General features: G+C 70.4%; 15 protein-coding genes. 13 read left to right on the top strand and 2 right to left on the bottom strand.

What is annotated here, in order from left to right:
• Positions 1-40: 40 nt before the first annotated feature.
• The 8 genes from OGH68_RS11785 (at position 41) to rfbC (ending at position 10,229) form a co-directional block, all read left to right on the top strand.
• Positions 41-2,119, top strand: a complete 2,079-nt coding sequence (locus OGH68_RS11785) for a hypothetical protein (protein ID WP_264243336.1) — start codon at positions 41-43, stop codon at positions 2,117-2,119.
• A gap of 196 nt (positions 2,120-2,315) precedes the next feature.
• Entirely contained in the window at positions 2,316-3,548 is a 1,233-nt protein-coding gene (locus tag OGH68_RS11780) for a glycosyltransferase family 2 protein (protein WP_264243335.1), read from the top strand.
• A gap of 70 nt (positions 3,549-3,618) precedes the next feature.
• The gene (locus OGH68_RS11775; protein WP_264243334.1) at positions 3,619-4,686 is read left to right on the top strand and encodes a glucose-1-phosphate thymidylyltransferase; all 1,068 of its coding nucleotides are present in this window, start codon (positions 3,619-3,621) and stop codon (positions 4,684-4,686) included.
• Entirely contained in the window at positions 4,683-5,669 is a 987-nt protein-coding gene (gene rfbB / locus OGH68_RS11770; RefSeq protein ID WP_264243333.1) for a dTDP-glucose 4,6-dehydratase, read from the top strand. Before OGH68_RS11775 ends, rfbB begins: the two co-directional genes overlap by 4 nt.
• A 29-nt stretch (positions 5,670-5,698) precedes the next feature.
• Positions 5,699-6,571 carry a dTDP-4-dehydrorhamnose reductase gene (rfbD, locus tag OGH68_RS11765; protein ID WP_413471105.1) on the top strand — a complete coding sequence of 291 codons (873 nt, stop codon included), beginning with the start codon at positions 5,699-5,701 and terminating at the stop codon, positions 6,569-6,571.
• An 82-nt stretch (positions 6,572-6,653) separates the two neighbouring features.
• Entirely contained in the window at positions 6,654-7,448 is a 795-nt protein-coding gene (locus OGH68_RS11760) for a class I SAM-dependent methyltransferase (protein ID WP_264243331.1), read from the top strand.
• A gap of 149 nt (positions 7,449-7,597) precedes the next feature.
• Positions 7,598-9,601 (top strand): glycosyltransferase family 2 protein, encoded by a 2,004-nt coding sequence (locus OGH68_RS11755; protein WP_264243330.1) that lies wholly within the window; start codon positions 7,598-7,600, stop codon positions 9,599-9,601.
• Positions 9,602-9,632: 31 nt separating this feature from the next.
• Positions 9,633-10,229: a dTDP-4-dehydrorhamnose 3,5-epimerase gene (gene rfbC / locus OGH68_RS11750; protein ID WP_264243329.1), complete on the top strand. Its 597-nt coding sequence runs from the start codon at positions 9,633-9,635 to the stop codon at positions 10,227-10,229.
• A 25-nt stretch (positions 10,230-10,254) separates the two neighbouring features.
• Here the strand turns inward: rfbC and OGH68_RS11745 are convergent, their stop codons facing one another.
• A complete protein-coding gene (locus tag OGH68_RS11745) occupies positions 10,255-12,330 on the bottom strand; it encodes a glycosyltransferase family 2 protein (RefSeq protein ID WP_264243328.1) in 2,076 nt (691 codons plus the stop codon).
• A gap of 344 nt (positions 12,331-12,674) precedes the next feature.
• Here OGH68_RS11745 and proB point away from each other — a divergent pair, with 344 nt between their 5' ends.
• The 5 genes from proB to OGH68_RS11720 all read left to right on the top strand — a co-directional run bounded on the left by proB (position 12,675) and on the right by OGH68_RS11720 (position 17,902).
• Positions 12,675-13,796 (top strand): glutamate 5-kinase, encoded by a 1,122-nt coding sequence (gene proB / locus OGH68_RS11740; protein WP_264243327.1) that lies wholly within the window; start codon positions 12,675-12,677, stop codon positions 13,794-13,796.
• 148 nt (positions 13,797-13,944) lie between these two features.
• Complete coding sequence (locus OGH68_RS11735; protein WP_413470969.1) at positions 13,945-14,607, top strand: hypothetical protein; 663 nt, start codon at positions 13,945-13,947, stop codon at positions 14,605-14,607.
• 92 nt (positions 14,608-14,699) lie between these two features.
• Entirely contained in the window at positions 14,700-15,992 is a 1,293-nt protein-coding gene (locus OGH68_RS11730) for a glutamate-5-semialdehyde dehydrogenase (protein WP_264243326.1), read from the top strand.
• 90 nt (positions 15,993-16,082) lie between these two features.
• Complete coding sequence (locus tag OGH68_RS11725) at positions 16,083-16,700, top strand: hypothetical protein (RefSeq protein ID WP_264243325.1); 618 nt, start codon at positions 16,083-16,085, stop codon at positions 16,698-16,700.
• A 122-nt stretch (positions 16,701-16,822) separates the two neighbouring features.
• Positions 16,823-17,902 (top strand): hypothetical protein, encoded by a 1,080-nt coding sequence (locus tag OGH68_RS11720; protein WP_264243324.1) that lies wholly within the window; start codon positions 16,823-16,825, stop codon positions 17,900-17,902.
• Here OGH68_RS11720 and OGH68_RS11715 read toward each other — a convergent pair.
• A complete protein-coding gene (locus OGH68_RS11715) occupies positions 17,887-18,987 on the bottom strand; it encodes a M48 family metallopeptidase (RefSeq protein WP_264243323.1) in 1,101 nt (366 codons plus the stop codon). The two genes, OGH68_RS11720 and OGH68_RS11715, sit on opposite strands and share 16 nt — an antisense overlap.
• Positions 18,988-19,135 lie beyond the last annotated feature (148 nt).

Genomic DNA, 19,135 nt, shown 5'->3' with positions numbered 1-19,135 from the left:
GCAAGGCAAAACCGTCGGTACCCCCAGGAGCAGGTGCTTCGTGATTTCGAAAGCCATTCGCTTGGCTCGCGTGGGTAGCGGATCCGAGCTGGCAGCCGCACTTCTTCTGGTGCTGGGATTCCCATGCGTCATGCTCGCCGCGATAATTCCCAACCTCTGGTTCTTCGCGGTGGCCGTGGCAGTGACCTACCTGTCCGACCGGTTTCTGCACCAGCGCTCCAGCTATCTGGTCAATCGTCTCGCCAAGGTGCGCGCGGGTCTGTCGATCAGGTTCCTGGTGCGCCAGCTGCTGCTCGTTCTGCTGATGGCCCGGACGGGGCTCGCGGACCAGATGGTCTTCTATGTGACCGTCGCCTGTCTGCTGGCCTTCTACGGCCTCCAGGCGCCGCACGGTGCGATGGTCATGCTGCTCCGGCTGCGTCGCAAGCTGCCGGTCGTCACCCGCAACATCGATCTCTCGGGGTACGTACGCATCCCCGACGCGCCTCCGCGGCGGCTGCTCGACCGGCCCGCGGAGAAGATGCTCCACCTGGACGTGTTCGCCCTGCTGGGTGTGCTGGCCGCGATCGAGGCCGACACCCCCTGGTTCGCCTACGCGGGTCTGGGGCTCACCCTCGCCCTCGCCGTCGGGTATGTGTTCCTGCTGATGCCGCATCTGCGGCCCAGCAAGCTGGTGCCGCCGCCGGAAAAGGTCCTCGAGGGCATCGACGCATGGCTGACCGACTACAAGCCGACCGTGATGATGTACTTCTCCGGTTCGGCCGACTCCGCCTACCAGGTCAACATGTGGCTGGAGACGATGTCCCAGCTCGAGGGCCGGCCGGTCATCTTCCTGCGTGAACGCAACATCGTGCCCCAGCTCGGCCCGACGTCGGTGCCGGTGGTGTGCGTGCCGGGCAGTGTGCATCTGATGAACCTGGACCTGTCCTCCGTGCGGGTCGCGCTGTACGCCGCCAACGTCGGCAAGAACATCCACATGCTCCGTGTGCCGACCATGAAGCACGTCTTCATCGGCCACGGCGACAGCGACAAGCTCGCCAGCGTCAACCCGTTCAGCAAGGCCTACGACGAGGTGTGGACCGCCGGCCGCGCGGGACGCGACCGGTACGCGCTGGCCGACGTCGGTGTGCGCAGCGAGGACATCGTCGAGGTGGGCCGCCCCCAGCTCGCCCCCATCAAGACGGGCAACTCGAGGACCGGGAACCCCATCCCGACCGTGCTCTACGCGCCCACCTGGGAGGGCTGGGACGACAACCCCGGCAACACCTCCCTGCTGCTGGCGGGCGAGAACATCGTCAGGAAGCTCCTCGAGGCACCGGAGCCGGTGCGGGTCGTCTACAAGCCCCACCCCTTCACCGGCACCCGGAGCGTCAAGGCCAAGGCCGCCCACGACCGGATCGTCGCGATGATCGAGAAGGCCGCGGCAGCGCGCGCCGCCGAACCCCGCTGGGCGAAGGAAGCCTCCTCGCACCTCGCGGAGCAGACGGAGGCGGCTGCCGAGCTGCAGCGCATCGAGGCCCGGCTGGCGGAGCTGTCCGGCGGCGCCGGAGAAGGCCGGGACGAGGCGGAGGTCTCCCGTGACTCGCTGCCGGACCCGGCGCGCGAGGCGGAGACGGCCCGGCTGCGGGACGAGTGGAACACGGCGTACTGGCGTTCCTTCGGCTGGTGGGAGCACAAGGTCATCACCGGGCCGGCTCCGCGGCTGTACGACTGCTTCAACGAGTCGGACGCCATGGTCTCCGACATCTCCAGTGTCGTGTCGGACTTCATCGCCAGCGGCAAGCCGTACGCGGTCACCGACTCGGCCGGCCTCGGCGAGGACGAGTTCAAGCGGCAGAACACGGCGGTACGGGCCGCGGTGATCCTCTCCAACAGCGCGGAGGAGCTCGACGAGCTGCTCGCCGCCGTCGCCGACCCCGCCGCGGACGCCCTCGCCGAGGAGCGCCGCGTGCTCAAGGAGTACCTGCTCGGGCCGGACGAGCCGACGTCGATGGAGCAGTTCGACGCCGCTGTGCAGAGCCTGGCCGCGAAGTCGCAGGCCCGCAACGTGGGTGTCGAGAAGCGGATGGCCGAGACGGAGCAGACGCCCGGCCGCAACGACACGCCCGTGGGCGGCTGACCGCAGAATCGTCCGACCCGGCGGGGGGCGCCCCCGGGGGGGGGGGGGGGCGGGCGGCGGGGGGGGGGGGGGGGGGCCGGGGGGGCGGGGGGGGGGGGGGGGGGCGGCCGCCGGGTCGAACTGCATGTGCGAACAGATCCATACGGGTTGTGTCGTTCCGGGCAACCTGGGCACGACTCCGGTTGTCTTGGAGTCGATGAACGACAAACCTTTCGTGCCCGACGTCACCGTCGTGGTCGGCGCTTACGAAGCCATGCCCTATCTCATCCGTTGCCTGGAGTCGGTGGAGAGCCAGACCCTGGGCGCCGACCGGATCGAGATCGTCGCCGTCGACGACGGCTCGACCGACGGAACCGGTGAGTACCTGGACGAGTTCGCCGCCCGTTCGAAAGTGCCGACCCGGGTGATCCACCAGGCCAACTCGGGCGGTCCCAGCGGCCCCCGCAACGTAGGTCTTCGGCTGGCCCGGGGCCGGTTCGTCTTCTTCCTCGACGCCGACGACTTCTTCGGCGACGAGGCGCTGGAACGCCTGGTCGCGATGGCGGACCGGGCCGGCACCGACGTGGTCCTCGGCCGCCTCAAGGGGGTCGGCCGCAAGGTCGGGACCTCGATGTTCGCGCGTACCGAGGAGCGGGTGGACGTGTACTCCTCGCGCGTCATCTTCGCGCTGAGCGCGCAGAAGCTGTTCCGGCGCGAGCTGCTGTCCCGGCTGGGTCTCGAATTCGACGAGACGCTCCCCACCGGCGAGGACGCGCTGTTCACCATGGAGGCGTATCTGCAGGGGAACGGTGTCTCGGTCGTGGCGGACTACGACTGCTACCACCTCGTCGCCAGGGACGACGGAAAGCACGCGACCCGCAGGGGCAGTTATCCGCCCCGCTTCGCGGCCATCACGGCACTGACGGAGCTGATCGTCCGGCTCGAACCGGCCGGACCGAAGCGGGACCAGCTGCTTCTGCGGCCGTTCACCGTCGGGCTGCTGCAGCAGTTCGGCCCCGTGCTGCTCAAGGAGACGGAGGAAGTGCGGCGGCACAAACTGGAGTTGGCGGCCCCCGTCATCAAGTACTGGTCCAAGAGCGTCGCGGACCGGATCAAGGTCGGGGAGCGGCTGGTGCTCGCCTGTGTGGCGGCGGGCCGCCTCGACGTCCTGGTGGACGTGCTCGAATTCGTCCGGACCAAGCAGGTCCCGAGGGTGGTGACCGAGGGGCGCGGGCGCAGGCTGTACCTCGCGTATCCGCACTTCGGGAACAAACAGAGCGGCATCCCCCGGTCCGCCTACGAGATCACTGTGCCGGACTGGTCGGGCAGTGTGCGTGTGCTGCCGCCGAACACTGTTCCTTCACTTGTCCGGCGAACCGTGCGCTGGTCGCGCAGACGCCTGCGGAAGCTGCGCGCCGAACGGCACCCGCGGTCGGCGGGGCAAGCTTGACATTGGGTAAAATCGAGCGGCCGGAGCGATAGCCGCTCGGGAAACAAACCCCCAATCGAGGACAGAAATCGTGAAGGCACTCGTACTCTCCGGTGGAGCGGGCACACGTCTGCGCCCCATCACGCACACCTCGGCCAAGCAGCTGGTGCCCGTCGCAAACAAGCCGGTGCTGTTCTACGGCCTGGAGGCGATCGCCGAGGCCGGGATCACCGAGGTCGGCGTGATCGTGGGCGACACCGCCGAAGAGATCCGCGAAGCCGTCGGCGACGGTTCCCAGTTCGGGATCAAGGTCACGTACATCCCGCAGGACCAGCCGCTCGGTCTCGCGCACGCCGTGCTGATCGCCCAGGACTTCCTCGGCGACGACGACTTCGTGATGTACCTCGGCGACAACTTCATCGTCGGCGGCATCAGCGGTCTGGTCGACGAGTTCCGCGCCGAGCGCCCGGACGCCCAGATCCTTCTCACCAAGGTCCCCAACCCGACCTCTTTCGGTGTCGCCGAGCTGGACGGCACCGGGCGCGTCGTAGGGCTCGAGGAGAAGCCGAAGCAGCCCAAGAGCGACCTCGCCCTGGTCGGCGTCTACCTGTTCACGCCAGCCATTCACGAAGCGGTGCGCTCCATCGAGCCGTCCTGGCGCGGTGAGCTGGAGATCACGCACGCCATCCAGTGGCTCATCGATCAGCAGCGCGACGTCCGCTCCACGACGATCGCGGGCTACTGGAAGGACACCGGCAACGTCACCGACATGCTGGAGGTCAACCGCTCGGTGCTGGAGGGCGTCGAGCCCGTCGCCGAGGGTACGGTCGACGAGAGCAGCGAGATCATCGGCCGGGTGCGGATCGAGGCGGGTGCCAAGGTCAGCGGCAGCCGGATCGTCGGCCCTGCGATCATCGGTGCCGGCACCGTGATCAGCGACGCCTACGTCGGCCCGTTCACCTCGGTCTCCGAGGGCTGCCGGATCGAGGACAGCGAGATCGAGTACTCGATCGTGCTGCGCGGCGCCTCGATCACCGGCGTGCGCCGTGTGGAGGCGTCCCTCATCGGCCGTGACGTCCAAGTCACGCCCGCTCCCCGTAACCCGTCCGCCCACCGGCTCGTGCTCGGTGACCACAGCAAGGTGCAGATCTCCTCATGACCACGAAGATCCTGGTGACCGGCGGCGCCGGCTTCATCGGCTCCCACTACGTCCGTACCGTCCTCGGCCCCGAGGGCCCCGGTGACATCGCCGTCACCGTGCTGGACAAGCTGACGTACGCGGGCAACCCGGCCAACCTCGACGAGGTCCGCGACCACCCCGGCTTCTCCTTCGTGCAGGGCGACATCTGCGACCCCGAGCTCGTCGGCAAGCTCATGGCCGAGCACGACCAGGTGGTGCACTTCGCGGCCGAGTCGCACGTGGACCGGTCCATCGACGGCGGCGCCGAGTTCGTCCGTACCAACGTGGTGGGCACCCACACGCTGATCGACGCCGCGCACCGCGCGGGCGTCAAGACCTTCGTGCACATCTCCACCGACGAGGTCTACGGCTCGATCGACGAGGGTTCCTGGCCTGAGACGCACCCGCTGGAGCCCAACTCCCCGTACTCCTCCGCCAAGGCGTCCAGCGACCTGATCGCCCTGTCGTACCACCGCACCCACGGGCTGGACGTGCGGGTGACCCGGTGCTCCAACAACTACGGGCACCACCACTTCCCCGAGAAGGTCATCCCGCTGTTCATCACGAACCTGCTGGACGGCAAGAAGGTCCCGCTGTACGGCGACGGCGGCAACGTGCGCGACTGGCTGCACATCGACGACCACGTCCAGGGCATCGAGCTGGTCCGCACCAAGGGCCGCGCGGGCGAGGTCTACAACATCGGCGGCGGCACCGAGCTCTCCAACAAGGAGCTCACCGGGCTGCTGCTCGAGGCGTGCGGGGCCGACTGGGACACCAGCGTCGAGTACGTCACCGACCGCAAGGGCCACGACCGCCGTTACTCGGTCGACTGCGCCAAGATCCGTGAGGAGCTCGGCTACGAGCCCCGCAAGGACTTCGCCAAGGGCCTCGCGGAGACGGTCCAGTGGTACCGCGACAACCGCGCCTGGTGGGAGCCCCTGAAGGAGCGTGCGGCGCTGTGAGCGTATGGCTCGTGACCGGTGCCGGCGGCATGCTGGCCCCTGACGTCCTGGAGCGGCTGGCGGCCGACGGCATCGAGGCCGTCGGCGCCGGCCGGGCCGACCTGGACATCACCGACCCGGAGTCGGTCCGCGCGGCCATGGCCGCGCACCGGCCGGTCGCCGTCGTCAACTGCGCCGCTTGGACGGATGTCGACGGCGCGGAGAGCCAGGAGGAAGCGGCCCTCGCGGTCAACGGCACCGGCCCCCGGGTGCTCGCCGAGGCCTGCAAGGAGGCAGGGGCGGTACTGCTCCACGTCTCCACGGACTACGTCTTCGCCGGCGACGGGACCGAGCCCTACGCCGAGGAGGCCCCCACCGGCCCGCGCAGCGCCTACGGGCGCACCAAGCTGGCGGGCGAGCAGGCCGTGCTGGACGTGCTCCCGGACACGGGCCACGTGGTCCGCACGGCGTGGCTGTACGGCGCGGGCGGTGGCAACTTCGTCCGCACCATGATCAAGCTGGAAGCCGTCAAGGACACCCTCGACGTCGTTGACGACCAGCGGGGCCAGCCCACCTGGACCGCCGATCTCGCCGACCGGCTGGTCCGGCTCGGCCGGGGCGCGCTGGCGGGCACCGTCAAGGCGGGCGTCCACCACGGCACCAGCAGTGGTGAGACGACCTGGTTCGGGTTCACCCGGGAGATCTTCCGGCTGCTGGGCGCGGACCCCGAGCGGGTGCGCCCGACGACCAGCGCGGCCTTCGTCCGGCCCGCACCCCGGCCCTCGTACAGCGTGCTGGGCCACGAGGGATGGCGGGACACGGGCATCGAACCCATCCGCGACTGGCGCGAGGCGCTCGCAGAGGCGTTCCCCTCACTGGTCGCGGCGGAGCGCGGGGGCGACACGCCCGACATTACCCGCTAGTAGATGTTTACCGGCAGGCCACGTACCGGCTAACTTCGCTGGGAATCAATCAAGTTGATTCCCAGCGAAGGGCAACCCCGAAGTGGACCGCCACGGTTTTCTGCGTCAGCTGCACCGCGTCTACAAGCCCCGGAACTACCTGGAGATCGGGGTCAACGACGGACGCAGCCTGACCCTCTCCCGAGTTCCCTCCGTCGCGGTCGACCCGGCATTCCGGGTCGTCACGGAACTCAGCTGTGACGTTCACCTCGTCAGGGCCACGAGTGACGACTTCTTCGCGCGCCGGGATCCCCTGCTGCACCTGCGCAACGGCCGCAATCCGTTCCGCGCGCTCGCCCGCAAGGATCCGTTCAACCTGATGGGCGCCGATCCCAAGCTCGAGCTGGCGTTCATCGACGGCATGCATCTTTTCGAGTTCGCGCTGCGCGATTTCATGAACGTCGAGGAGTATTCCCGCTGGTCGAGCGTGATCGTTCTCGACGACATGCTGCCTCGCAACGTCGACGAGGCAGCCCGTGACCGGCACACCGGTGCCTGGACCGGTGACGTCTACAAGGTCGCGACGGTGCTGCGCCGGTACCGCCCCGACCTCGTGGTGGTCGAGGTGGACACCCAGCCCACCGGTGTCGTCGTGATCTTCGGCGCGGACCCGGAGAACACCGTGCTCAAGCGGTCGTACGACGACATCATCAAGGAGTACGTCGTCCCCGACCCCCAGGACGTCCCCGAGGAGGTCCTGGTCCGCAAGAAGGCGGTGCAGCCCGAGGCGTTCCTCGAGGCGTCCTTCTGGTCCGACCTGGTGCGTGCCCGGAATCTCCGCCGGCCCAGGTCCGCCTTGTCCGGGCTGCGCGCCCGGATCCCCGGCTCGGCCTCTTAGCCGATCTAGCCGCTCTCCAGGCAGCCGCCGCGGTCCGGCGGCTGCCTGCGCCCATAGAGAACGGGTCTTCGCGGGGCAGGTAGTCTGTCCCATTCATGCTCCCGCAAAGCAGGATGCCGGAGCTTTGTGAGGTCATTGGGAGCTTCTGCATGTCGGTCAAGGTCAGTGTGGTCATTCCCGTCTACAACCCCGGCGAGTACATAGAGGACTGCATAGCATCGCTGCTGCGGCAGAGCCTGCCGGACGACGAGTACGAAGCCATCTTCGTCAACGACGGCTCGACCGACGGAACCCCTGAGCGGCTCGACCGGCTCGCGGCCGAGCACCCGCACATGCACGTGATCCACCAGGAGGGATCCGGCTGGTCCGGCAAGCCTCGCAATGTCGGCATCGAGGCCGCACGCGGCGAGTACGTGATGTTCGTCGACAACGACGACTGGCTCGGGGACGAAGCCCTGGAGCGCATGTACGAGTACGGCGTCGTCAACAAGGCCGACGTCGTGATCGGCAAGATGGCCGGCAAGGGCCGCCCCGTGCCGCTGGAGCTGTTCCGTGTGAACCGGCCGCGGGCCTCCGTCGAGAACGCCCCGCTGATCGACAGCCTGACCCCGCACAAGATGGTCCGCAAGGACTTCCTCGACAGCAGCAAGCTTCGCTTCATGGAGGGCCGCCGCCGTCTCGAGGACCACGTCTTCGTCGCCGAGGCGTACCTGCGGGCGTCCAACGTCGCCGTCCTCAGCGACTACCTGTGCTACTACCACGTCAAGCGTGAGGACGCGTCCAACGCCGGCTTCCAGCGCTTCGACCCGGTCGGCTACTTCAAGAACCTCCGCGAGGCCCTCGACGTCGTCGAGCGCCACACCGAGCCCGGTCCGCTGCGCGACAAGCTGTTCCGCCGGTGGCTGCGCAACGAAATGGTGGAGCGGCTGCGCGGCAAGCGTCTGCTGGCCCTGCCGGAGGACTACCGCAAGGAGCTGTTCGCCGAGATCCACTCGGTGGTCACGGAGCGCTTCGGCCCGGGTGTCGCGGCGGGAATGCAGCCGATTCAGCAGCTGGTCGCCGCGCTCATCGCCGCCGACCGCCTCGCCGAGGTCGAGGAGCTCGCCCGCTGGGAGGCGGGGATCAAGCCGACCGGTCTGCTGGAGAGCCTGGCCTGGGAGGACGGAGAGCTCCAGGTCGCCTTCACCGCCGAGTACGAGGTCGACGGCCGGCCGATGACCTTCCGTACGGTGAACGGCAAGGACATGCTGAACCTGCCGCTGTCGGACAGCACCCTGGCGACGGTCAAGGAGACGGGCGTCGAGCCCCTGGCCACCCTCGACCGGGCGAAGGTCGACCTCGTGGTGCGCGAGCGCGCCACCGCGGCCGAGTTCTTCCAGCCCGTCGAGTTCACCCGTGAGCGGCTGCCGGACACGGACGGCACCTTCCGCTCGGTGCTGATGGCGAAGTCGTCGGTCGACATCGAGGGCGCCGCCAACGGCGCCCCGCTCGGGGCCGGGATCTGGGACGTGCTCATACGGATCACCTCCTGCGGTTGGACGAAGGAGACGCGCCTCGGGGCGCTGCGCGCGGACGACGTGGAGGACGGGCGCGAGGGCGCCCTCAGCGGTTCGCCGCGGCGCCTGGTCCTGCCGTACTGGACCGAGCCCCACAGCAACCTCTCTCTCGACGTCGACCACGCCACGAGCAAGTTCGACCGGGACGTCGCCCCGATCACCGCCAAGGACGCCGTGCTGTCCGACGGCCGGATCGAACTGCCGCTGCGGCTGGCGGTGACCGGCGAGGAGCAGGCGTCGCTCCGCTACAAGGCATCGGGCGGCGCCGCTGCCTTCGAGACCGCGGCGACCCTGTCGGCCGGCCCGGACGGAACCGTCCTCTCCGCACTCCTGCCGCCCGAGCTGACCGCTGGCGCCCAGCAGCGCATCGAACTCGGTCTGCCGTCCGCCAAGCGGGGTGTGCCCCGCTGGACCGCTCTTCCTCTTGTGCTCGGCGTCGACTCCGACGGGGCTCCCCGGGTCCGGCACGCGGCCGAGGCCGCCGCCGAGATCAAGGCGGCCAAGGCCGCGGCAGCGAAGGCCGCGGCGGCGAAGGCCTCCAACCGGTCCCTGCTGCGCCGCGTGGCCGGGCGCGTCCGCCGCGCCCTGTCGAAGTAACCAACGCGAGCAAGAACGGAAAGCGACAAACATGCGACCTCTGTCCATCGAAGGCGCCTGGGTGCACGAGCCGAAGGTGTTCCCCGACGATCGGGGCAGCTTCCACGAGTGGTTCCGGGGCAACGACTTCCGCGAGGCCACCGGCCAGGACCTCAGCCTCGTCCAGGCCAACTGCTCCGTCTCCCGGCGCGGCACCCTGCGCGGCATCCACTTCGCCGACGTGCCGCCGAGCCAGGCCAAGTACGTGAAGTGCGTACGCGGCGCCGTGCTGGACGTCATCGTCGACATCCGCACCGGCTCCCCCACCTACAAGCAGTGGGAGATCGTCCGGCTGGACGACGAGAAGCACCACGCCGTCTATCTGTCCGAGGGCCTCGGCCACGCTTTCCTGGCTCTCACCGACGATGCCACCGTCGTCTACCTGTGCTCAGAGGGCTACGCACCCGAACGCGAGCACGGGATCCACCCGCTCGATCCGGATCTCGGCATCGCCTGGCCGGCCGACGTCCAGCCGCTGCTCTCGCCGAAGGACGAGCAGGCTCCGTCACTGGCGGAGGCCGAGCGGCAGGGCCTGCTGCCCTCCTATGCGGACTGCGTCTCCTTCCGCGAGCAGCTGCGCACCCGCTGATCAGCGGACCGGCGAAGCGGGCGCCTCAGCCGAGGACACGTGACGCCAGCCGGCGCAGCTTCTTGCGCCCGGCGGGCGGCAGGCGCCGGACGACCGGGCCCACGACGGCGCGTACGGCACGCCGCAGCCTTGCTCTGCGGCGTGCCGAGGCGAGCTTGCGCATCAGCTGGTGGTCCGGCACGGGGAGTTCGTCGTCCAGTCGGACACGGCCGGTGTCGTCCACGTCGGCAGTGCACAGCTGCAGTGCGCGGGCCTTGTCACCGTCGAGCCGCACCCCGAGCTGCCAGGTGCCCGCAGGAGCGCCCTCCATCCGTGCCGGCACCTCCAGATGCGCACGGCTCTGCGCGGGGCGCAGGGTGCTCGCGCACGAGTGCACCACCGACGTCTCGGCGACCTCCTCCGGATCAGTGGCCTCGGACAACTTGCTCAGGACGAGCTCCACCGCGGCCGGACCGGTGGCGGTGGTGGTGACCAGATCCAGCCGCAGCTGGGGTTTCCGTCCCGGCATGCGCAGTACGGGACGCCCTTCGAGGTGCGGGCCGACCTTCTTCCCGCGGCGAGCGACATCGAGGGTGAGATTGCTGTGCGGGTTGGTGAAGTAGGGGATCACCGGGCGGGGCGGTGAGGACACCAGCGCGGGCAGCATCATGCCGTCGACGTGCTCCGCCCGGTCGTGGCCCAGCCGCACCTTTCGCACGAGGCCGAGGCCGCGGACCGAGACCCAGGCGTCCCAGAAGCCACGCGGGAGGCCGCTGTAGCCCTTGCCTCCGCTCTCGGGTACCAGCCGGCCCGTGCCACGGAGCACGAGCTCGCATGTCTCGCCCTCCTCGTCCAGCTCCTCGACCCGCGTCTCGAGTCGCGTCGGGCAGGACCACTCGACCGCCTTCTCACGGTCGCGCAACGCCAGTTCGGCCCTGAACCCTTCGAGGTCGTCGGTGATCTCGACGAGCGCACCTGCGGGCACGAAGCCGACGGTGACGTCCGGGTGCAGGTACAGCCGTCCGTCGCGCCGCAGCAGCTTGAGCGGAACTCGCTGTTCGCCGTGCACGAACCGCGCGGCGAGACGGACCTCGATCCGGTCGCCCCCGGCCTCCCACGCCAGGTCCTCCAGCCGGACGGCTCCCTTGATGGAGGAGGCGAGGCGCGCGAGGCGGACGAGGCCTTCCCCGTCGCCGTCGCGGAGCAGGGTCGACCGCATGCGCAGCAGCGGACCCATCCCGTCGTGCACGGAGTCGCCCATGAACTCCAGGGCGAGGGGCCGCACGGCGTCCACCATCTCGCGCAGGTAGTCGGCGTCGTACTTCAGCACCGCCGGTTCACTGAGGCGTCCCAGCATCTCCACGCGGTAGAAGCGGCGCAGCACCCGGTCCCGGAAGGGGCCCGGCTCGGTGTTGGCGACCACGACGTCGAGAACCTCGCGGAGGTTCGCGTAGTAGCCCGCGGGGACGAGCTTGGCCGACCCCGCGTTCTTCCCGTCGTCACGCTTCGAGTAGTGGTAGCAGGTGTACGTGCCGAGGATCGAGACGACCTCGGCGGGGAAGTACGCCTTCATCATGTACAGCTGGTCCTCGAGCCGGCGCTTGCCCTCGGGATAGGCGATGCCGTGCTCGCGCAGGAACTCGGTGCGGAACATCTTGTGCGGCGTGAGGCTGTCGTACAGCGGAGCGTTGCGCAGCGTGCACTTCTCGCGGTTCGTACGGAAGACTCCGTGGGGCACGCCGCGGAAGTTGCTGGCCACCTTGCCGATGACGATGTCCGAGCCGTTGCGGTGCCCCATGGCGTAGAGGCGGCGCAGTGCGTCCGTGCCGAGGTGGTCGTCCTGGTCGAGGAACTGGACGTACTCGCCCCGCGCCTCGGCGACCCCGATGTTCCGTGGCTTGCCGGGCCAGCCGGAGTTCGGGATGTGGATCACCCGGAAGTGTGGGTGACGTGCGGCCAGTGCGTCGAGGCGCTCCGGCGTGTCGTCGGTGGACCCGTCGTCGACGAACAGCACCTCGAAGTCCTGTGCGGGAAGGGTCTGGCCGAGCAAGGAGTCGATGCAGGGGTCGATGTATTTCCCGGGGTTGTAAACCGGGATGACGACGCTCACTTTGACCGACACAGCTGTGCCCCGTCTCGTGTGGGAACTCGTGTGGGAACCGGACTCGCAGGCGGGGGCCGACGCGTGCACGGGCCGCTGCGGGGCCGGGGCCACCGCCCATCCAGCACAGTAGCGGCTGTCCGGTTCGAGTGGATTGCAAGCTGGTCCGGTGGGTCGCGTCCGCTGTCCAGCGAACGGAACAGGCGCGCATGCGGTGAGGGTGCTGGCATACATTCGGCCTTGTGACAGAGGCGAGGCAGAGCGTGGCAGGACAGGCTGCGGAGCAGCGGACGGCGGAGCACCCGGCAGGGCACCCGGTCCCGCGGGGTCCGGGCAACCCGCGGCCGGCAACAGGAGCGCCGGCCGTGGCGAGGGAGCAGGTCACCAAGGCCTGCAGGATCGTCGTCAAGGTCGGCTCGTCGTCCCTGACCACCGCCGCCGGCGGGCTCGACGCGGACCGGGTGGACGCCCTCGTCGACGTCCTCGCCAAGATCCGCAGCGGCGGCGAGAAGGAGATAGTGCTCGTCTCCTCGGGCGCCATCGCCGCCGGACTGGCACCGCTGGGCCTGGCCCGCCGCCCCAAGGACCTGGCGCGCCAGCAGGCCGCCGCCAGCGTCGGCCAGGGGCTGCTCGTCGCCCGTTACACGGCCTCCTTCGCCCGCTACGGCGTCCGCGTCGGTCAGGTGCTGCTCACCGGCGACGACACCAGCCGCCGCGCCCACTACCGCAACGCCTACCGGACCCTGGACCAGCTGCTCGCCATGGGCGCGGTCCCGGTCGTCAACGAGAACGACACCGTCGCCACCGACGAGATCCGCTTCGGCGACAACGACCGGCTCGCCGCCCTCGTCGCCCACCTCGTACGGGCCGACCTGCTGGTCCTGCTCTCGGACGTCGACGGCCTCTACGACGGGGACCCGTCCGTGCCCGGCAGCTCCCGCATCGACGAGGTGCACGGCCCCGAGGACATCGCCCATGTGCAGATCGGCAGCGCGGGCAAGGCGGGCGTCGGCACAGGCGGCATGGTCACCAAGGTCGAGGCGGCCAGGATCGCCGCCGCCGCCGGTGTGCCCGTGGTCCTCACCTCGGCGAGCCGTGCGGCCGACGCCCTCTCCGGCCGCGCGACGGGCACGTACTTCCACGCCACCGGCCGTCGGTCGGCCGACCGTCTCCTGTGGCTGGCGCACGCCTCGGCCCCGCAGGGCTCCCTGACGCTCGACGACGGAGCCGTACGGGCCGTGGTGGTGGGCAGGAAGTCGCTGCTGCCCGCCGGCATCGCCGCCGTGGACGGCGAGTTCAGCGCCGGCGACCCGGTGGAGCTGCGTGACCTCGCCGGCCGGGCGGTGGCCCGCGGACTGGTCAACTTCGACGCCAAGGAGATCCCGCAACTGCTCGGGCGCTCCACCAAGGAGCTGGCGAAGGACCTCGGTCCCGAGTACGAGCGGGAAGTCGTACACAGGGACGATCTCGTCGTCCTCCAGTCCTGAAAAGGCGGAAAGTCCCGCCCTCCGGCACAGACCTTTACCAAAACCGCCCCACGGCCCGCCGTGGGCTGGTCAACTTTGTTGCGGGGGACGGAGACCGGCTCGACGACCAAGCACCACGAAGCATGACGCAGCAACAGGGAGGCCGCCGGTGAGACGAGCGCGCCCAGGGGATGCGCCCCGAGGGAACGGGAGGCTGCCCCACGCCCGCCGGGCGGTGGGCGAGGAGCGGGCCCTGACCAGCGTCGGGGCGGGCGCCGACTTCGGAGAGGGACCCGGCGACGGAGGCTGCGACGGGCTCGGCGAGCGCACCGCGGAAGAACGCGCCGCCGGGGCCGCTGACGGACCGGCCGACGCGGTCGGCGCCGTGCGCCGCGAGGCCCCCGGCGAGTCCGGCGGTGGTACGGCCGGGGCCGGGGGCCGCGGCCCGGCCGCCGGGCCGCGGCCGGCGGGCGGCGACGAGGAGCGGGTGCTTTCCCGCCTGTGGCACGTCACGCTCAGCGTCTCCGGCCCCGAGGCCCCGCTGACGGACGTCCGCCGGGGCCTCGAGCAACTGGCCCACGACCATCCCTTCCTCCTCACCAGCCGGTACGCGGGCGACCATGCCGAGATCCGCTACTGGGAGGAGGCGCGCGACCTGCACGACGCGGCCGCCGTCGCGCTCAGGCTGTGGGGCGAGCACCGGTCCACGGCCAAGCTGCCGCCGTGGGAGATCGTCGGTCTGGAGGTCATCGACCGGCAGACCTATCACCAGCGCGTCGCCGAGGGCTACGGCCCGCCGCCCGCCGCCCGCGTGGGGGTGCACCCCTTCTGACCGGCCCGGGGGCCGGCCGCGGGCCGGTCCCGGCCGTCTCGTACTGCGGGATACGTGCCGGATGCCCGCCAACGGCGCATTACGCTGCACATATGACGTCGCTCTCTTCGGTCTCGCCGTACGACAACATGTCCCCGGTCGCCCAGGCGGCCTACCGGGCCCGCGCCGCCGCCGCCGACCTCGCGCCACTGCCGAGGTCGGCCAAGGACGACGCGCTGCTGGCGATGGCGGACGCCCTCGAGGTCCGCACGAGCGAGATCGTCGAGGCCAACGCCGAGGACGTCGCCCGCGCCCGCGAGGCGGGGACCAGCGAGGCCATCATCGACCGGCTCACGCTCACCCCCGAACGGGTGCGGGTTATCGCGGCCGATGTGCGTGACGTCGCCGCGCTGCCGGACCCGGTCGGCGAGGTCGTGCGCGGCGGGACCCTGCCCAACGGCATCGACCTGCGGCAGGTGCGCGTTCCGCTCGGTGTCGTCGGCATCATCTACGAGGCCCGGCCGAACGTCACCGTGGACGCCGCCGCACTGTGCCTGAAGTCGGGCAACGCGGTGCTGCTGCGCGGCTCGTCCTCCGCGTACTCCTCCAACACCGCCCTGGTGCGGGTGCTGCGGGACGCGGTCGGCGGCTCCGGTCTGCCCGCCGACGCCGTGCAGCTGGTGCCCGGCGAGAGCCGGGACTCTGTACGGGAGCTGATGCGGGCCCGCGGCATGGTCGACGTACTGATCCCGCGGGGCGGCGCCTCCCTGATCCGCACGGTCGTCGAGGAGTCCACCGTGCCCGTCATCGAGACGGGCACCGGGAACTGCCACGTCTACGTGGACGCGGAGACCGACATCGACATGGCCGTGGAGATCCTGCTCAACTCCAAGGCCCAGCGTCCGAGCGTCTGCAACGCCGCGGAGACGCTGCTCGTCCACAAGGACATCGCGGCCGCCTTCCTGCCCCGCGCCCTGGACGCCCTCGCCGACGCGGGGGTGACCGTGCACGGCGACGAGCGTGTCGTCGAGTACGCGGACGCCACCAAGGCGACGATCGTGCCCGCCACCGCAGAGGACTGGGAGACGGAGTACCTCTCGTACGACATCGCGGCAGCCGTCGTCGAGTCGCTGGAGTCGGCCGTCGCCCACATCCGGCTCTGGTCCTCGGGGCACACCGAGGCGATCGTCACGACCTCGCAGGCCGCGGCCCGGCGCTTCACCCAGCTGGTGGACTCCACTACGGTCGCCGTGAACGCGTCCACGCGTTTCACCGACGGTGGGCAGTTCGGTTTCGGCGCCGAGATCGGGATCTCGACGCAGAAGCTGCACGCGCGCGGCCCGATGGGGCTGCCGGAGCTGACTTCCACGAAGTACATCGTGACGGGCGACGGCCACACACGGTGACCGTCAGCGGGGCTCTGCCCCGTGTCACCCGGGCGGGGAGAGTTTGCGCTCTCCCTGCCCAAACCGGTCCCCCCGGTCTACCCTGAAGGCGTGCCGGACGACGTGGGGGGCAAGCCGTTCCAGGACGGCGGGGACCCCGAGGACTCTGTCGACCGCGGAGGCGCGGACGAGGACTTCGCCACCGTGGTGTTCGATGAGGACTTCGTACGGGCCGCCAAGATCCACGAACCGACCGCGGTGGAGCGTCTGCTCGCTGCGGCCGAGGCGCGCGCGGAGGCCGACGCGGCCCGCTCGGGCCTGCGGGGACACGCGGCCGACGACGACCTTCACACCACTGGGCACCGCCGCCGCGGTCACGACCACGACGAAGAGTACGAGGACGACGACAGCGGCCCCGACGGCGACTGGGCCGGACCCTACGGACCGCACGGCGGCGCCCTGCGTCCCTACCGGGGCAGCACGCGCTGGCACCGGCCCGTGGCCTGGATCCTGGCCCTGCTGATGGGCATCGGGATGGTCGCCCTCGCCTTCACGGCCGTCTACCGCGGTGCCTCCGACAACAACCGCCGGGACCCGGTGCCGCAGCCCGCGCGGACGGGTGTCGACGCGCCCCCGACGGGCGCCACCGTCAGCGGACACGGCAGCGGCCCCGCAACCCCCTTCGAGCGCTCTCCCTCACGGGTCTCCACGGCCCCGCCCGCCCGCTGAGCGGCGGCCGCGCGAACCCGCTCGTAACCCCGGAGCGGCGGGCGCGCAACTTGGTGAGAACTCGTCGAAGTTGTCGTGTACCAGGGCGTTTATGGTTCATCCGCCGGACCTACCCTGAAAGTATGGCTGGGCGTGGAGACCCGCCCGAGGGGACTCCCGAGGGGCTCCCCGGCGGTGGAGAGGACGAGTACGGATCGGTCGTCTTCGACGAGTCCTTCGTCCGCGCTGCCCGCGTCCAGGAGTTCTCCGCCGCGGAGCGGATGGGCGAGCACGCGCCCGCCGTACGGTCCCTGCCCGCCTGGAACACCAAGCGGGCACCCGCACAGATCCTGGTGCTCGTCCTCCTGGTCGTCATCGCCTTCGGCACCGCGGTCTTCCTCGGCGTACGGCACCCCTATCAGCCCGCTCCCGACAGGAAGGCGGAGCGGCTGCGCATCACGGTGGTCCCGCTCGCGCCGCCGGGCCCCGTGCCGGGCGGAACCCCCGCCGAGCTGTACGCGCGCAGCCCGGCGGAACAGTTCCGCGCCGGCGCCGCCGGGATCACCATGCCCCCGGTCCGCCGGACCCAGCACTTCACCGAGGGACAGGTGATGACGGCGCTGACGACGGTCAAGGACTACCTGGTGGCGTCCTCGCTCGACCCGGACGTCCTCACCGGGGACACCGCGCAGCCCGTGCGCCTGCTGCTGCACCCGGACCAGATGGCGCAATTCGACCGGAGCGTCACCTCACCGGCCGCCGACGGCCGTCACGCGGCGATCGGCTGGCTGGTGCGCTTCGACCCGGCGAAGGTCGCGCTGGCCGACCCCGAGGTGCGGGTACGGGGCACGCTGGAGGTGCTGGAGCCAACGCCGGGCACGCTCGAGATCACCTCCGTCCACACCTTCGTCTACGCGCTGCGGCGGGCCGACGGCGTCGGGCGGCCGGCCTCCGGCGAGGCCTCGCTCTTCACCGTCCGCCGCGAGCTGCTGTTCCGCGTCGACCGGGAGGACGTGTCGCACCACCGCCTGGAGGTGCGGTCCAGCCATGTGCAGGCCGGGCCCCAGTCCTGCTCCGCCGAAGCGTCGGGCGTCCTGCGTCCGCTGCTGGCCGGGCAGCGGCCGGACTCCGGCGGCCCGGCCGCGACCGACCCGTACGCGACGGGCCGGCCCAACGCGGCGCTGTGCGGATCGCTCGCCCCTGGTGCTCAGCCCTCGCCCTGAGCACCGCCCGCAGAGCCACCGTCAGCAGTGCCTCCCGCTGCCGCGCCCGTGCCGTTGCCCGCGCCGCCGTTGCCCATGAACTTGTCCCGCAGCTTGCCGCCGAGGTCTCCGGCGCCGCCCGCTATGTCGCCGACCAGCTTCATCAGCGGATCCTTGCTGGTACGCACCGAGTCGGCGTAATGCGAGGCGGACTCACGGAAGGAGTCGCTCACCGAGGTGTCCTTGTCCTCGTCACGGCGCGGGTAGTGGCCGTCCATGATCCGCTGGTGGTCGCGGCTCTCCGCCCACAGCTTCAGCTCGGCGGCGCGCACCGTGGTGAACGGGTGGGAGCGGGGAAGCACGTTCAGAATCTTCAGCACCGAGTCGCGCAGGTCGCCACCGGCCTCGTACTCCTCCGCCTGCTTGAGGAACGCGTCCACGTTCATCTCGTGCAGGTGGTTGCCGCCGGCGATCTTCATCAGCCCGCGCATCGACGCCTGCAGGTCCTGGCCCACCAGCAGCCCCGCCCGGTCGGCGGACAGCTCCGACTTGCGGAACCACTCGCGCAGCGCCGTGACGATCGCCATGATCGCCACATTGCCCAGCGGGATCCAGGCCACCTTCAACGCCAGGCTGGTGAGGAAGAGCAGAACCGTGCGGTAGACGGAGTGGCCCGAGAGGGCGTGGCCCACCTCGTGGCCCACGACCGCGCGCATCTCCTCCTCGTCGAGGAGCTCCACGAGCCCGGTGGTGAGGACGATGATCGGCTCGTCCAGGCCGATGCACATGGCGTTGGGACGGGGATCCTGCGTCACATACATCGCGGGGACCTTTTCCAGGTCCAGGATGTAGCAGGCGTCGCGCAGCATGTCGTTGAGGTGTGCGAACTGGGCGTCGCTCACCCGGACCGAGTCGGAGAGGAACAGCAGTCGCAAGCTCCGCTCCGGAAGCAGCGCGCTGAGCGTCTTGAAGACGGTGTCGAAGCCGCTGAGCCTGCGCAGCGCGACGAGCGCCGAGCGGTCCGCGGGGTGTTCGTACGCGCGTGAGGAGATCCCCGGGAAGCGCCTGCGCTGCCTGCTCGGAACCTGCTCGTGGCTGTTGGTCATCGTGCCCCCTGTGTCGTGCGAGTCCTCGCTCGTCCCCCTGACGGACACCAGCGTAGGTGCTGGGGCCGCGGCACGGTGGGGCCTGTGGACAACTCCGGATACCCCTGTGACGGCGTCTGCGGATGCACAACGACTGAGTCGGCGTGAG

Source organism: Streptomyces peucetius (genome assembly GCF_025854275.1).
Taxonomy (GTDB): domain Bacteria; phylum Actinomycetota; class Actinomycetes; order Streptomycetales; family Streptomycetaceae; genus Streptomyces; species Streptomyces peucetius_A.
Note: the sequence above shows the minus strand (reverse complement) of the source record. Positions and strands in the feature narration are given on the sequence as shown.